The organism is Kribbella sp. NPDC002412 (genome assembly GCF_053592935.1).
The window spans coordinates 213128-228378 of the sequence record NZ_JBSFBL010000005.1; the positions used below are offsets into that span (position 1 = coordinate 213128).

Annotated in this window: 15 protein-coding genes; 6 read left to right on the top strand and 9 right to left on the bottom strand. The window is 70.6% G+C overall.

Annotated features, from left to right (window positions below):
• The first annotated feature begins 84 nt into the window (after positions 1 to 84).
• On the top strand, positions 85 to 1728 hold the full coding sequence (locus ACWCOV_RS06435; RefSeq protein WP_449828188.1) for a S8 family peptidase: 1644 nt from the start codon (positions 85 to 87) through the stop codon (positions 1726 to 1728).
• Here ACWCOV_RS06435 and ACWCOV_RS06440 read toward each other — a convergent pair.
• From ACWCOV_RS06440 to ACWCOV_RS06460, 5 genes are all read right to left on the bottom strand, one after another.
• Positions 1725 to 2849, bottom strand: coding sequence for an alkaline phosphatase family protein (locus ACWCOV_RS06440; protein ID WP_449828189.1), 1125 nt, complete (start codon positions 2847 to 2849; stop codon positions 1725 to 1727). The two genes, ACWCOV_RS06435 and ACWCOV_RS06440, sit on opposite strands and share 4 nt — an antisense overlap.
• Before the next feature lie 4 nt (positions 2850 to 2853).
• Positions 2854 to 3465 carry a DUF5998 family protein gene (locus ACWCOV_RS06445; RefSeq protein ID WP_449828190.1) on the bottom strand — a complete coding sequence of 204 codons (612 nt, stop codon included), beginning with the start codon at positions 3463 to 3465 and terminating at the stop codon, positions 2854 to 2856.
• 57 nt (positions 3466 to 3522) lie between these two features.
• A complete protein-coding gene (locus ACWCOV_RS06450; protein WP_449828191.1) occupies positions 3523 to 5172 on the bottom strand; it encodes an FtsX-like permease family protein in 1650 nt (549 codons plus the stop codon).
• Positions 5169 to 5867 (bottom strand): ABC transporter ATP-binding protein, encoded by a 699-nt coding sequence (locus tag ACWCOV_RS06455; RefSeq protein ID WP_449828192.1) that lies wholly within the window; start codon positions 5865 to 5867, stop codon positions 5169 to 5171. The genes ACWCOV_RS06450 and ACWCOV_RS06455 overlap by 4 nt, the downstream gene beginning before the upstream one ends.
• A 108-nt stretch (positions 5868 to 5975) precedes the next feature.
• On the bottom strand, positions 5976 to 7037 hold the full coding sequence (locus tag ACWCOV_RS06460) for a P1 family peptidase (protein ID WP_449828193.1): 1062 nt from the start codon (positions 7035 to 7037) through the stop codon (positions 5976 to 5978).
• Between the two features lie 57 nt (positions 7038 to 7094).
• On the opposite strand from ACWCOV_RS06460, the gene ACWCOV_RS06465 reads away from it, so the two are divergent.
• A complete protein-coding gene (locus ACWCOV_RS06465) occupies positions 7095 to 7601 on the top strand; it encodes a DUF2087 domain-containing protein (RefSeq protein ID WP_449828194.1) in 507 nt (168 codons plus the stop codon).
• Here ACWCOV_RS06465 and ACWCOV_RS06470 read toward each other — a convergent pair.
• Entirely contained in the window at positions 7594 to 10296 is a 2703-nt protein-coding gene (locus ACWCOV_RS06470) for a bifunctional acetate--CoA ligase family protein/GNAT family N-acetyltransferase (RefSeq protein WP_449828195.1), read from the bottom strand. The two genes, ACWCOV_RS06465 and ACWCOV_RS06470, sit on opposite strands and share 8 nt — an antisense overlap.
• A gap of 35 nt (positions 10297 to 10331) precedes the next feature.
• On the opposite strand from ACWCOV_RS06470, the gene ACWCOV_RS06475 reads away from it, so the two are divergent.
• From ACWCOV_RS06475 to ACWCOV_RS06490, 4 genes are read left to right on the top strand one after another with little or no spacing between them, the layout of a single operon-like run.
• On the top strand, positions 10332 to 11381 hold the full coding sequence (locus ACWCOV_RS06475) for an SLC13 family permease (RefSeq protein WP_449828196.1): 1050 nt from the start codon (positions 10332 to 10334) through the stop codon (positions 11379 to 11381).
• 10 nt (positions 11382 to 11391) lie between these two features.
• A complete protein-coding gene (locus tag ACWCOV_RS06480; protein WP_449828197.1) occupies positions 11392 to 13101 on the top strand; it encodes an AMP-binding protein in 1710 nt (569 codons plus the stop codon).
• The gene (locus tag ACWCOV_RS06485; RefSeq protein WP_449828198.1) at positions 13101 to 13868 is read left to right on the top strand and encodes an ABC transporter permease; all 768 of its coding nucleotides are present in this window, start codon (positions 13101 to 13103) and stop codon (positions 13866 to 13868) included. Before ACWCOV_RS06480 ends, ACWCOV_RS06485 begins: the two co-directional genes overlap by 1 nt.
• On the top strand, positions 13865 to 14113 hold the full coding sequence (locus ACWCOV_RS06490) for a DUF2630 family protein (RefSeq protein ID WP_449828199.1): 249 nt from the start codon (positions 13865 to 13867) through the stop codon (positions 14111 to 14113). The genes ACWCOV_RS06485 and ACWCOV_RS06490 overlap by 4 nt, the downstream gene beginning before the upstream one ends.
• A 9-nt stretch (positions 14114 to 14122) precedes the next feature.
• On the opposite strand, the gene ACWCOV_RS06495 is transcribed toward ACWCOV_RS06490, so the two are convergent.
• From ACWCOV_RS06495 to ACWCOV_RS06505, 3 genes are all read right to left on the bottom strand, one after another.
• Complete coding sequence (locus tag ACWCOV_RS06495) at positions 14123 to 14545, bottom strand: TIGR03667 family PPOX class F420-dependent oxidoreductase (RefSeq protein ID WP_449828200.1); 423 nt, start codon at positions 14543 to 14545, stop codon at positions 14123 to 14125.
• Positions 14546 to 14570: 25 nt separating this feature from the next.
• Positions 14571 to 14984, bottom strand: coding sequence for a CoA-binding protein (locus tag ACWCOV_RS06500; RefSeq protein ID WP_449828201.1), 414 nt, complete (start codon positions 14982 to 14984; stop codon positions 14571 to 14573).
• Between the two features lie 14 nt (positions 14985 to 14998).
• Positions 14999 to 15251, bottom strand: a 253-nt coding sequence (locus ACWCOV_RS06505) for a response regulator transcription factor (RefSeq protein WP_449828202.1), incomplete at its 5' end; no start/stop codon positions are given.

The following is a 15251-nucleotide window of genomic DNA, read 5'->3' on the forward strand; positions in this document are numbered from 1 at the left end:
CCTCGGGGTGGCGCGTCGTACCAGGTCGATACCGTTCCCGGGGGTCGGCTTGGGTTCTGAGCCTCCGTCCGGTTTGAATGGATCGTGCGCAAAGCTCTGCTCCTGCTCCTCGCGGCCTGCCTGACGACCGCGTCCGCCACTCTGCCGGCGGCCGCCGTGCCGGAACGCAGCGAGGCGGGGCTGCGGGCGTACTTCGTCATCACCGAGCCGAAGCAGACCGCCAAGGTCACCGCAGCGATCACCTCGAACGGCGGCACGGTGTACGCGTCGTACGACGCGATCGGGGTGGTCGTGGCGCACTCGAACGCGGCCGACTTCGCCGGCAAGATGCGCGGCGTCGAGGGCGTCCAGAAGGCCGGCGCCACCCGGACGTCGGACCTGCCCGCCGACATCGGCGCCCCGGCCATCCCGGCGCAGGTCCCCGAGGCCCCGAGCAGCACGCCGGAGACCGACCGGCCGGACATGGCCCAGATCGGCGCCGACCGGGCCTGGGACAAGAACCCGGGCGCCAAGACCATCACCGTCGGGGTGCTGGACACCGGCGTGGACGACCAGCACCCGGACCTGAAGGCGAACTTCGACGCCACCAAGTCCGCCTCCTGCGCCTACGGCAAGGCCGACACCCGGCCCGGCGCCTGGCGGCCGGTCGGCGAGCACGGGACGCACGTGGCCGGCACGATCGCGGCGGCGCGCAACGGCGCCGGCATGATCGGAGTCGCGCCTGGGGTCAAGTTCTCGTCGATCCGGGTCGCCGAGGCCGACAGCCAGCTGTTCTTCCCGGAGAACACTGTCTGCGCGTTCATGTTCGCCGCCGACAAGGGCGTGTCGGTCACCAACAACAGCTACTACACCGACCCGTGGCTGTTCCTGTGCCCGTCGGACCAGGACCAGGACGCCATCGCGGAGGCAGTACGGCGCTCGGTCGCCTACTCCGACTCCAAGGGCGTGGTGAACGTGGCCGCGGCCGGCAACGAGGACTACAACCTGGCCGACAAGTCCGACGACGACTCCAGCCCGAACGACTCGACGCCGGCCCTGCGGACGGTGACGAACGACTGTTTGAGCCTGCCGACCGAGCTGCCGAACATGGTCGTGGTCGCCTCCGTCGACGGCAGCGGCGCGAAGTCGCGGTTCTCCAACTTCGGCGAGAACAAGATCAACGTCGCCGCCCCCGGTGAGAACGTCTACTCGACCGTCCCGGGCGGAGGCTACCAGTCGATGAGCGGCACCTCGATGGCCTCGCCGCACGTCGCCGGTGTCGCCGCGTTGCTCCGCAGCCTGAACCCCAAGGCGACGCCGGCGCAGGTCCGCGGCCAGCTCGCCCAGCAGGCGAACGACCTGGCCTGCCCGCCCGGCGCCGCCGGTGAGTGCATCGGAACCCAGGCGAACAACTCGTACTACGGCGAGGGCATGGTCGACGCGGCCGAGGCGGTCGGCGCCGCGGCCGCGCAGCCGAACGGCGCCATCTCGATCACCAAGCCGGGCGATCAGCTCGGCGTCGGCGGCCTGCCGGCGATTCCGCTGCTGATGAAGGGCTCCGGCGGGTCGGGCGAGATCAGCTACTCGGCGACCGGGCTGCCGCCGGGTCTGGAGATCGACCCCGAGCGCGGCTGGATCACCGGCGTCCTCACCCCCGGCTCCGGGCGCTACAAGGTGACCGTCATCGCGCGCGACGGCGAGGCGAAGACCGCCCAGACCAACTTCTTCTGGAACGTCTGGAGCTTCTAGACACCGGGGTCGACCAGCAGCGGGATCGCCATCTCGTCGTCGGTCAGCGACCCGTGCAGGCCGATCAGCCCGGCCTCCTGCGGGTAGCGCCGACTCGCGACCAGCGCGACCGGCCCGAGAGAGGCGACCACTACGTCGCCAAGCCGGGGCGCGACGCGATCCTCGACGCCACCGAACCATCCGAGCTCGACAGCCTCCTGGCGGCTGAGCACGAGCGCCTTCTCACCGAGCCGCTCCCGGTACGTCGCCAACACGTCGGCTTCGGCGCCGTCCACGCAGTACAAGTGCCGGAAGCGCGACTCACCGCCGACGAGCCGGAGCCCGTCGGTCAGGTCGGGCTCGGCGTCGAGGTCGACCCGGTGCTCCGGCGCGACGTCGACCATCCCGTGGTCCGCGACGACGACCAGTACGGCGTCTCGCGGCAAAGCCGAGCGCACCTGCGAAGCGAACAGGTCCGCGGCGGCCAACTCCTTGCGCCACTGCCAGGAGTTGCAGCCCTGGTTGTGACCCGTGTAGTCCAGCTGCGAGTCGTACACGTACACCAGCGACGACTTGCCCTCCCGGCTGGCGAAGCGTGTCGCGTCCAGCCGGTCCTCCACGGTGTCCGCGCCGCGGTGCGCACTCCCCCGGAACGCCGCAGCCGTCAGCCCGGACGTGTCGAAACGTGCCTTGCTCACGTTGCGGGTCGCGACACCGGACGCCGCGATCCGCTCGAACACGGTCCTGTGCGGCTGCCACCTCCGCGGGTCCACCGGCGCATCCCAAGACAGGGCGTTCAGCAGCGCACCGGACTCCGGCACGATCGACGTGTAGCCGACGATCCCGTGCGCACCCGGCGGCAGGCCGGTCCCGAGGCTGGTCAGGCTGACCGCGGTCGTCGACGGCACCCCGGCGGTCAGGCTGCGACCTGTCGGCAGCAACGACGCCAGGTACGGCGCGACGTCCGCATGCCGCTGCAGCAGGTGCCACCCCAGTCCGTCGAGCAGGAGAACGGCGTACCGCGAAGCAGGCGGGAGACCTAGCACGTTCTGCTCGTTGGGGACCGACAACGCGCCGGCCACCGAGGGCAGCACATCGGCGAGCGCCCCACCGCCGTACTGCGGGCTCACCGGCGTCAGCATGGCACTACCGGCTGGTGGCGAACGACAGCGCCTGCGCGAAGTCGAGCACCTGCTGGATCCCGGCCGGACCGTCCGCAGCCGCGCTGATCCGCAACGAGATGTCGTCGGCCGCGACCGATCCGGTGTAGCCGTGGTCGGCCTCGCAGTTCGGGTCGGCGCAGACCGCCGGCTCGAGGTCGATGCGGTTCACCATCCCCCAGCCGATCGTCAGCACCACTTCACCACCACCGGCCACCGCCGGGTCGGCCTTGCCCGAGGCGTAGCCGGCCGGGTTCGGCACCACGCGGTTGACCACCACCGCGTTCACCCGCTGCAGCGGGATCGCCTCGGTGGAGGTCGACGCGTACGGCGCGCGGATCAGCTCGTCGGCGGCGTGCTCGTCGGTGTGCCCGACGATCAGCCGGGTCGGGGTCAGCGCCAGGATGGTGATGTGCCGCCGGACCTCGTCACGGTCGAAGGTCGGCTCGTGCTGCAGCACGAACGAGGTGATCGGCTCGCCCGCGATCGCGACCGCGAGCGAGTCCGTCACGACGTCCGGGTAGTAGCCGCACCGGTCGATCGCCTCGCGCAGGGCGGAAGAGACATCCGCGAGTTGCGGCGCATTCAGGTCACGCATGCCCTCATCCTTGCACGATCCGGTGCAAGAGCGATTTCGCCTTGTGGACAACCGCGATCAGTTCGCACTTGCCTTCCGCAGCACCGGCGCCCCGGCCGCTCCGGCGACCGCGACCAGCGCCAGCCCGGCCAGCACCTGCCCGATCAGCACCAGCAGGCCCGAATTCCCCTCGGTGATGACCTTTCCGCCGCTCAGTACCAGCCCGCACAGCGCGCCGAACCCGACCACCGGCAGCCCGACACCGACCACCGGTACGACGGCCGCCAGCCGAGCCGACCGCTCGATCACGGACAGCGGCACGCCGGACCGCCGTAGCGCACGGGCGGGCGCCGCCTGGTCCAGCGCCGTACCGACTGCTCCGGCCGCGGTCGAGGCGGCCACGGTCAGGAACACCAGGCCCAGCAACAACACCACTCCGATGCGGAGGTCCTGGTACGTCGGGTCGTCGTCGCCGGGCGGCATGAACACCGACATGAAGCCGGTGACGAACCCGCTCAGCACCAGCGCGGCCACCGGGCGGAACGCACCCTTCGGGTCGTCGACCAACCGCCGGCCGGCCAGCAGCGTGACCGGGCCGTTGGCCAGGTTCGCCAGGATCCTCCCGATCACTTGCACAGCCCACGGTCCGATGACCCGTACGGCGAGCGCAGCCAGGCCGACTCCGATCAGTACCGGAAGCAGGCCGGTCTGCATGCCGTAGTACGCCAGCACAACCGGTCCGATGATAAGGAACACCAGTCGGAGCGCACTGGTTGCCTTCCGGGTCTGGCCTCGGACGACACCGAGCGGCGTGATGCTGACGCGTCCTAAGCCGATGAGTGCACTGATCACCGAGAGCACGGGGACGGCGGCAAGCACGATGAGCACGGTCCACCAGTTGACCGTGATGTCGGAGAGGAACCATCTGCCGCCACCGAGCGGGATGCGTGCGATCAGTGGCGTCAGGACTGTGTAACCGACGAGACCGACGACTGCGCCGGCCAGGCCGAGCACTGCCTGTTCGACCGCGCTCAGCCACAACACCTGCGTTCTGGTGGCACCTGCGAGCCGCAGTCCGGCCAGGCGGTGCTCGCGACGCTTGGCTGCTACTCCGGCCGCTTGCCCGACGAGGCTGAGGATCGGGAACAGCACCAGGGTGATGCCCAGGGCAACGGCCATCAGCAGTCCGACCATCCGGCTGTCCATCACGTCCTCGTGCCAGCTGGCGACGTACTGCGGGTGCTCTCCGATGGCACTGGGCGCGACCCCGCGGATGAGCACCAGCTCCTCCGGCGACGACAGGCCCTTGTCGCTGATCACTCCGGTCGGCTGCTCGTCGCCGTACTCCTTGCTGATGCTCGACCAGTGCTTGGCGAGCTCGGGCGACACGAAGACCTCCCCCGGCTTCGGGGTGTGGTCGAGGCCGGGCGGTGCCGGCAGCTCGTTCGGTCGCAGGGTCGCGAGGTCGACGCGGAGCAGGTGCAGGCCGTCGACCTTCAGGTCGTCCTCCTGGTTGATCGCGCCGATCGCGGTGGCGGGGTCGGCCTTGTCGCCGCTGCGCCAGCCGATCCGGTCCGAGCGATGCACCAGGCCGAGCGACCCGGCGATCAGGAAGGTGACCAGCAGCGCCACGACGGCGGTGGCGCCGAGCGCGGCCAGGTTGGCCGCCCGGCCACCCGGACCGGGCCGGCGGACGAACCGCAGGCCGAAATCGGTCATCGGGTTCATCGGCCGGCTCCCAGTGACTCGCTGACTCGACCGTCGACGATCGTCAGCACTCGGTGGCAGCGAGCGGCGACGGCGTTGTCGTGGGTGACGACGACCACCGCGGCACCGCGATGGGTGGCGGCGCCGACGAGCAGGTCGATGACTTGAGCGCCGGTGGCGGCGTCGAGTGCGCCGGTGGGCTCGTCGGCGAACACGGCCTGCGGCTCGCCGACCAGGGCCCGGGCGATCGCGACCCGCTGGGCCTGGCCGCCCGACAGCTCGCCGGGCCGGCGACCTGCTTCGGCGGACAGGCCGACTTGGGCGAGCATCATGCGGGCGCGACCGATGGCGTCCCGGCGACTGACACCGTCGACCATCAAGGGCAGCGCGACGTTCTCGTCGGCGGGCAGCTCGGCGAGCAGTTGGTTGTCCTGGAAGACGAAACCGAGCCGGCGGCGGCGCAGGACGGTGCGGGCGGCGTCGTTCAGCTTGTCGACCCGCTCACCGGCCAGCCAGACCTCGCCCTGGTCCGGGGTGAGGATGCCGGCCAGGACGTGCAGGAGCGTGGTCTTGCCGTTGCCGCTGGGACCCATAACGGCGAGGGCTTCACCGGAGTGGACGGCCACGTCGACACCGGCAAGACCGACGACGTCGCCGTAGTACTTGACCAGGCCGTGACCGCTGAGGACGACCTGCTGGGGACTCTGAAAGCTCATGCTGCTGAGCTTTCCGCGCGTCGGCCGCCGGATCGTCGGCCCGCAGACCGGTCTTGCCGTCGCCTTCCGGAGTCGTTCGTCGGGTGCGCGTCGTACTGGAGTCGTACGTCAGGCGGTCCGGAAGGCTGACGGGTAGGCGTCGCGGTAGCTCGGGATGGCGCCGGCCGGGGTCTCGACGGTCGCGGCGTTGAGCATCGCGTGGACGACCGCGCGGGACAGGGTTCGCGCACCGGCCGCGTAGACGGTCTCGAGTTGGCCGAGCGCGGTCGGGTCGGTGACGCCGAGCCGGGGCCGGTCGTCCTCGGGGACGCGGGTCGAGAGCGCGAAGATGCTGTCGCCGTCGACCAGGGTGTGGATCGGGTCGATCGCCCGGGCCAGCCCGTCGTGCGCGATCATCGCCATCCGTTTCGCGGCCGGCTTGTCCAGCGGTACGTCGGTCGCGACCACGGCGATCACGGTGTTGGTCCCGGGGCCGGGGATCAGGTTGCGGCCGGGTACGACGAGCGCCGGCTGCTCGGTGGGGGTGCGCAAGAACGCGAACTCGTCGCCGAGACCGAAGCGCGCGCCGTACAGCCGGCCCTGCTCGTCGACGGTCGAGCCGGCCGCGTTCACGATCACCAGCGCGCCGACCGTCGTCCCGTCGTCGAGCCGGACGCTGGCCGAGCCGACGCCGCCCTTGAGCGATCGCGCCTGGGCCCCCGCGCCGGCCCCATGGTTGCCGAGCGCAACAGGTCCGCCGGTGGCGGCGGCGATCGCGTCGGCGCCCCACGACGGCTCGGGCCGCGCCGTGAAGTCACCACCGCGACCGAGGTCGAAGATCACCGCGGTCGGCACGATCGGCACGACGTCCCGCTCCCCCGGACCCACCCGCACGCCTTGCCCGCGCTCCTCGAGCCACCGCATCACACTCCCGGCGGTGTCCAGGCCGTACGCACTGCCGCCGCTCAGCACGACCGCGTTCGCACCCGGGTTCGCATTCACCGGCTCCAGCAGATCCGTCTCCCGCGTCCCCGGCGCACCCCCACGAACATCCACCCCGCCCACCGCTCCAGCCGGCACGTGCACAACCGTCGTCCCGGTCAGGTACGGCGCATCCACCCGCTCCACCTGCCCGACCAATACCCCCGGCACATCGGTGATCGCGTTGTGCGGACCCGGTGTCATCGTCATGAGCACTGTCTAGCATCCCGCCGAAATGCGATTGCAGCAGTGGTTAGCGTGGGAGGTATGAATGCTGAGGTGCTGTGTGGGTTGCTGGCTGAGCCTTCGCGGTTGCGGACGTACTCTGCGGTCGTCCTCGGGGCCACGACTCCGGAGCAGGTTGCCGGAAGCACCGGGCTGGCTGCGCCCGTCGTACACAAGGCCTTGCAGCGGTTGGTGAAGGGCGGGCTGGTCGCCGACGGCGACGGTGCGTTGCGGGCGGACGAGGACGCGTTCAAGGATGCGGTGCGGGAGAACCGGCCGGAGCGGGTCCCGCTCGACCCGGACCCTGATCGCGACGCGGTGCTCAAGTCGTTCATCCGGGACGGCAAGCTGACGCACTTCCCGACGATTCCGGCGAAGTTCCGGGTCGTCCTGGAGTACCTCGCCGCGAGCTTCGAGCCGGGGCGCAGCTACCCCGAGTCCGAGGTCAACGAGATCCTCAACCGCTGGCACCCCGACCACGCGGCCCTGCGCCGCGAACTGGTCGACGCCGGCCTGCTGAGCCGCGCGGACAGCATCTACGTCAGGTGAGGCGCCGGGCCGGGGTGTCCTGACGGGGCTTCTCGTTCGGGGCGATCCGGATCGTGGTGTCGAGAACTGTCGCGCCCTCGGCCCCGACCAGGACCGAGCGGAGGTCGAGCTTGACGACCTCCTCCAGGTCCAGGGTCAGCCGGGAGACGCGGTGCAGCAGGTTCTCGATCGCGGAGATGTCGACCGGGTCGGTGCCGCGGTAGCCGTAGAGCAGTGGCGCCGCCCGGACCTCGCGGACCATCTCGGCGGCGTCGCGAGTGGTGAGCGGCGGCATCCGGTACGAGCGGTCGCCCAGCAGGTCGGTCGCGACCCCGGACAGGCCGAACGACACGACCGGGCCGAACGATACGTCCTCCAGCGCCGAGATCACCACCGGCACCCCGGGCGGCGCCATCTTCTGTACGACGAACTGCGCGCGCCCCGGATCGGACGCGACCCCGAAGGTCCGGGTCATCTCGTCCCAGGCCTCACGCATGTCGTCATCGTCGTGGATGTGCCGCCAGATGTCGGCCAGGTCCGGCCGCATCCGCCACTGCTCGGCGGTGGCCTTCAGGATCACCTCGAAGCCCAGGTCGGCGGCCCGCTCGACGGCCTCGTCGGCGCTCTGCACCGGGAACGCCGGCAGCACCGAGATGCCGTAGAAACTCAGCAGCATCTGCCGGTCCGCGTCGTCCAGGTCGGCGCCGTGCGGATGCCGTTGCAGGTACTCCGCGACGAAGTCCTCCGCGGCTCTGGTGTCCACGTCCGGCAGATCCGGGATCGTGCTGTCGGACCGCTGTCGCCACTCGGCGTACCGCGTCGCCTTGGCCAGCGCACCCACGGCGTACTGCGGGTTCAGGAACGACGGGATCGAACCCCGTGCCACGCCGCCGTCGCCGTCCGGCACCCGGAGCTCCGCCGGCACACTGCGTGACGCGAGGAAGGTCGACACGACCGGCTTGTCCGACCCTGCGGCGGCCGCGGCCAGCACCTGCGCGACCTCGGCGCCGTTGGACTGGACCGGCGGCGTGTAGATGACCACGACCGAGTGCACCCGGTCGTCGGCGAACACCTCCGACAACGCGGCCCCGAAGTCCTCCGCGGTCGCGTCGGCGCTCAGGTTGCGGGGCTCGCCCGCGACGTCCAGGCCGCAGCCGGCCATCGTGTCCAGCGCGAGCAGCGTCAGCGCGTCGGAGTTGCTGACGATCGCGACCCGGCGTCCCTTCGGCAGCGGCTGGTGCGCGAGCAGCTGGGCGACGTCGAACAGCTCACCGGTGGTGTCGACGCCGATCAGCCCGCTCTGCCGGAACATCGACTCGACGGTTGCGGCCGGCAACTGGCTGCGCCGGACCATCTGCCCGAGCGGCACCCCCTGGGTGGTCCGGCCCGACTTCAGCGCGACCACCGGCTTGCGCCGGGCCAGCCGGCGCGACACCCGGCTGAACTTCCGCGGGTTGCCGAGCGACTCCAGGTACAGCAGCACGACCTCGGTCGCGTCGTCGGAGTACCAGAACTGCATCAGGTCGTTGCCCGAGACATCGGCCCGGTTGCCCGCCGAGACGAAGCTGGACAGGCCCAGGCCCCGGCGGACCATGTCGGCCAGGATCGGCACCCCGAGCGCGCCGGACTGGCAGAAGAACGCCACCCGGCCCCGGCTCGGCATCAGCGGTGACAGCGTCGCGTTCAGCGACACCCCGGGCGCGGTGTTGATCAGCCCGAGCGCGTTCGGCCCGATCACCCGCATCCCGTACGACCGGGCCAGGCCGGCCAGGTACCGCTGCCGCTTCCGCCCTTCGTCCCCGATCTCGGCGAACCCGCTCGACACCACGACCAGCCCGCGCACCCCCTTGTTCGCGCAGTCCAGCACCACGTCGGCGACCATCTCGGCCCGTACGGCGACCACGGCCAGGTCGATCGTGTCGTCCACGTCCCGGATCGTCGGGTACGCCGGGACCCCCTCGATCTCGTCCGCGTCGGTGTCGGTGTTCACGGCGTACAGGCGACCGGTGAACCCGCCGTCGCGCAGGTTGCGCAGCAGCGCGTTGCCGATCGTGCCCTCCCGGCGGCTGGCACCGATCACCGCGACCGCCGACGGGGTCAGCAGCCGCGCGATCGACAGCGCCTCGGAGCGTTGCTCGCGGGCCTGCATCACGCCGAACGAGGTGTCGGTCGGCGCGATGTCGAACTCGACCATGATCACGCCGTCCTCGAACTCACGCGCGACCTTGTAGCCGGCCTCGGTGAAGACGGTGATCATCTTGCGGTTGTCCGGCAGCACCTCGGCGACGAACTGGGTGATCCCGTTCTCCCGGGCGGCCTGGGCGAGGTGCTCGAGCAGCAGTTGGCCGAGGCCGCGGCCCTGGTGCGCGTCCTCGATCAGGAACGCGACCTCCGCGGTCCGGCGGCCGGTCCGCTCGTAGCGCCCGACGCCGATCATCTCGCTGCCGACGGTGACGATCAGCGCCAGCCGGTCGTGGTAGTCGACCTGGGTGAACCTCGCCACGTCGCGGTCGGACAGTTGCGGGTACGGGGCGAAGAAGCGGTAGTACTTCGAGCTGTCGGACACCCGGGCGTAGAAGGCGACCAGCAGGTCGGCGTCGTCCGGCGTGATCGGCCGCAGGTGCGCGGTGGCGCCGTCGCGCAGTACGACGTCCGCCTCGAACTCCGCCGGATATCCGGCGGGCGGCTGAGGGTCATACTGGTCCGGCGGCGTCACCCGGCCAGCCTACTCAACCAGTCATCGCGGAGGTCATGAATTTGGTCGCACGGATTGCGCCCGTGCTGGTCTTCCTCGTCGCAGTGACCGTCATTGCCGAACTGGCCGACCAGGCGAAAGTTTTCGACGTCGCCGCCCGTGAGGCCGCGCACCTCGCCCGTGGCCGGGTGTGGCGGCTCTGGCTGCTGGTGGTCGTGCTCGCCACCGGGCTGACCATCGTGCTCTCGCTGGACACCTGCGCGGTGCTGCTGACACCTGTCGTCCTCTCGATGGCCCGTCAGCTGGACATCCCGCCGAAGCTGTTCGCGTTCACCACCGTCTGGCTGGCCGGCACCGCGTCCCTGCTGCTCCCGGTCTCGAACCTGACCAACCTGCTCGCGCTGCACCAGTTCGAGCACCTGCACGACTACCTCACGGTCAGTTGGCGGCCCGCATTCGCTGCGATCCTGATCACGGTCGCCGTCCTGGCTGTTCTGTTCCACCGGGACCTGGGGCGGACGTACGTCGTACCGCGGACGCCGCACGTGGACGACAAGGTGCTGTTCTGGGGAGCGACGGGTGTCTGCGTGCTCCTCGGACCCGCGTTCGTCTCCGGTGTCGAGGTCGCTTGGCCGGCCACTGTGGGCGCTCTGGCGCTGGTCGGGTTGTTCGCGGTCCGGCGGCGCAACGCGCTGCGGTGGTCGTTGCTGCCGATCAAGCTGGTGGCGACGGTAGTCGTGCTGTTCACCGTGGTCGGGTTCCTCAGCGCGCACGGACTCCAGGAGGTGCTGAGCCGGGTCGCCGGCACCACGTCCGAGCTGCGGCTGAGCGCCACCGCCGCACTCGGCGCGAACCTGGCCGACAACCTGCCCGCGTACCTGGCGATGGAGCCGGTCGCCGCCGGCAGCCCGCACCGCATGATGGCGCTGCTGATCGGCGTCAACTGCGGCTGCCTGCTCACCCTCTGGGGATCGCTCGCGACCCTGCTGTGGCGCGACCGCTGTGACGCCGCCCGGGTCGACATCTCCTGGTGGTCGTTCCTCTGGCGCGGCCTGATCCTGACACCGCTCGTCGTGGCGGGCTCGGTGCTCGCGCTCGGTGGGTAATGTGCGGGACATGGCTACGGAGCGCAGCACGCAGGACGTCACGCGGGAGTTCCGGACAGCCCGGGACTTCCTGGTGGCACACCGCGAGGACTACGAGACCGCGTACCGGGACTTCAGCTGGCCGGCGTTCGACCGGTTCAACTGGGCCCGGGACTGGTTCGACGCCCTCGCGGTCGAGCAGCCCGAGGTCGCGGCGCTGACGATCGTCGAGGAGGACGGCGAGGTCAACTCCCGGACGTACGGCGAGATGGCCGAGCGGGCCCGCCAGGTCGCCGGCTGGCTCACCGAGGCCGGGCTGCACCCGGGCGACCGGGTCCTGATCGTGCTCGGCAACACCGTGCCGCTGTGGGAGACCATGCTCGGCTGCATCCGGGCCGGCGCGGTGATGATCCCCGCGACCACGCTCCTCACCGACGCCGACCTCGCGGACCGGATCCAGCGCGGCGGCGTCCGGGCCGTGGTCACCAGCAGCGCCGACACCGGCCGGTACGCCGGGATCGCGGACCACTGCCTCCGGGTCGCCGTCGGTGACCCCGTGGACGGCTGGCTGCACTACGACGACTCGGCGCAGTACGACGGCCCGCTGCCCGAGGTGGACACCGCCGCCAACGACTCGCTGCTGCTCTACTTCACCTCCGGTACGACGAGCCAGCCGAAGCTGGTCGAGCACACCCAGGTCAGCTACCCGGTCGGCCACCTGTCGACGATGTACTGGATCGGCCTGCAGCCGGGCGACGTCCACCTCAACGTCTCCTCCCCCGGCTGGGCGAAGCACTCGTGGAGCAACGTCTTCGCCCCCTGGAACGCGGGCGCGACCGTCTTCCTCTACAACTACACGCGCTTCGACGCCGAGAAGATGCTGCAGGTCCTGCAGACGTACGGCGTGACCACGTTCTGCGCACCGCCGACGGTCTGGCGGATGCTGATCCAGGCCGACCTGTCCGCGGTGGAGGTCCGGATCCGCGAGTGCATCTCGGCCGGTGAGCCGCTCAACCCCGAGGTGATCGAGCAGGTCCGCAACGCCTGGGGCATCACGATCCGGGACGGGTACGGGCAGACCGAGACGACCGCGCAGATCGGCAACCCGCCCGGCCAGCCGGTGAAGCTCGGCTCGATGGGCCGCCCGCTGCCCGGGTACACGATCGCCCTGATCGACCCGTCCACCGACGAGATCGGCGCCGACGGCGAGATCTGCATCGAGCTCGCGCCCGCGCCGGTCCCGCTGATGCGCGGCTACCGCGACGCGCCCGAGCTGACCGCCGAGGTGATGCGCGGCGGGCACTACCACACCGGCGACGTGGCGAGCCGGGACGAGCACGGCTACATCACCTACGTCGGCCGCTCCGACGACGTCTTCAAGGCCAGCGACTACCGCATCTCGCCGTTCGAGCTGGAGTCGGTGCTGATCGAGCATCCGGCAGTCGCCGAGGCGGCCGTCGTACCGTCACCCGACCCGGTCCGGCTCGCGGTCCCCAAGGCGTACGTCGTCCTGTCCGCCGGCCACCAGCCGTCCCGCGAGCTGGCCGGCGAGATCCTGGCGTTCTGCCGCGAGCACCTGGCGCCGTACAAGCGGATCCGGCGGATCGAGTTCGCGGAGCTGCCCAAGACGATCTCGGGCAAGATCCGCCGCGTCGAGCTCCGCGCGGACGAGGCAGCCAAGGTCGCCAGCAACGAGCCGGGCCAGCACGCGTACGACGAGACCGACTTCAAGGAAGGTTGATGTCGTTCGATACCGGGCTGGGGTGGACCGCGGTTGTTGTTCTGCCGTTGCTGATCGCGCTCGGGGTCGGCGCGTCCCGGTACGCGGGGTTGCGGCACGACAAGGGCATCGTGACTGCGGCGGTGCGCGCTGTTCTGCAGCTGACCGCGGTCGGTCTGGTGGTCGGTGTCGCGCTGCAGCACACGCTCGGTGCGATCGCGTTCGTGCTGGTGATGTTCGTGGTCGCCACGTTCACCAGCACCCGGCGGATCCACTCGACGGCGGTGATCCCGCGGCAGTGGATGTACTGCGCGACGGCGATCGGCTGCGGCGCGTTCGCCGTACTGCTGCTGCTCATCCTGCCCGGGGTGGTGCCGCGGAACCCGGCCACGATCCTGCCGATGGGCGGCATCATCATCGGCGGCACGATGACCGCGACCACGCTGGCCGGGCGCCGGGTGCTGAACGAGTACGGCACCCGGTTCGGCGAGTTCGAGGCCGGACTGTCGATCGGCCTGCTGGCGCCGGACGCGTTCAAGCTCGTCGTCGGCCCGGTCGCCGGTGACGCTCTGCTGCCGGCGCTCGACCAGACGCGCACGGTCGGGCTCGTCTCGCTGCCCGGAGCGTTCGTCGGCATGGTCCTGGGCGGCGCCTCGCCCACGGAGGCGGCCGCCCTTCAGCTGGTCGTCCTGATCGGCTTGATCGCCGCCGAGGCGCTGGCCATCCTGACCATCACCGAGCTCCTGGCCCGCTCCGCCCTTCCGGACGGGCGTACCGTTTCCTCATGACCGATGACAAGAGCCTCTTCAGCCGGATCGACGAGCTGGTCGCCGAGGAGCACGAGCTGCGCACCCGGCACGCCGCCGGGCAGGTCAACGACGAGGACGAGCAGGCCCGGCTGCGGGCGCTCGAGGTCGAGCTCGACCAGTGCTGGGACCTGCTCCGGCAACGCCGCGCCAAGCGCGAGTTCGGCGAGAACCCCGACGACGCCAAGGCCCGGCCCGCCGGCACCGTCGAGGGCTACCTCGGCTGAGGCCGCGGCCTAGAAACCGCGCAGTTTCTCCGGCGTGATCCGGATGATGACCGAGTAGTCGGCGTGGAACTGGTCGTTGGTCATCCCCAGGCCGGCGATGTCGTCGGCGTACTTGCTGTTGTAGGCGGCCAGCTCGTCACCGGAGATCGGGGCGTCGTCGACGACCGCCGTGCCGGAGATCACCCCGACGTCGCCGCCGGTGTGGGTGGCGTTGAAGTTCAGCGCCACCCGCGGGTTCGCGGCGACGTTGTGCAGCTTGGCCTTGTCCGGCTGGCTGGCGATCAGCAGCTGCCCGTCGTGCCAGAGGAACCAGACCGGGTTCGGCGCCGGTGTCCCGGACTTGCCGACGGTCGTCAACCACACCACTCGTTCGTCGTCCAGCTGCCGCGCGATCCGCTTGCCGAAGCCGGTGGAGGTGTCGATCGTGATCATCTGGGCCCTTCGTCAGTGGCTTGCGTCAGTGACTTGGACCCAGCCGCCCCCACTCGATCGCCGGGCAGCGGTTCATCACCATGGTCAGCCCGGCGGCCGTCGTACGCGCGTAGGCGTCCGGATCCACTACATCCAGCTGGAACCACACCGCCCGCGCGTTGATTCCCACCGCCTGGTCCGCGATGTCGCCGGCCAGCTCGGAGCGCACGAACACGTCCACGCAGTCCACCGGGAACGGAATCTCGGCCAGCGTCGCGTACCCCTGCTCGCCGTGCACGGTCTCCGCCGACGGATGCACCGGCACGATCCGCTTGCCATGCCCCTGCAGGAACCGCGCCACGCCGTACGCCGCCCGGCTGGTGTTGTTCGACAACCCGACCACGGCCCACGTCTGGCAGTCAGCGAGGATCTTCCGGATGTCCTGGGTGTCACTGTCCATACGTCGATCCTCTCTCAGCCACGCAAGTACGTGAGCACGGCCGACACCCGGCGATCCAAGCCGTCGTCCAGCTGCAGCTTCGCGAAGATGTTCCCGACGTGCTTGCGTACGGCGGCCTCGCTGACCACCAGCTGCTCGGCGATCGACGCGTTCACCCGCCCTTCCGCCATCAGCGCGAGCACCTCCAGCTCCCGCGGCGTCAGCGCCGACAGCGGCCCGTCGTTCCGCCGCCGGGCCAGCAGCTGCCGGACCACCTCCGGATCCACC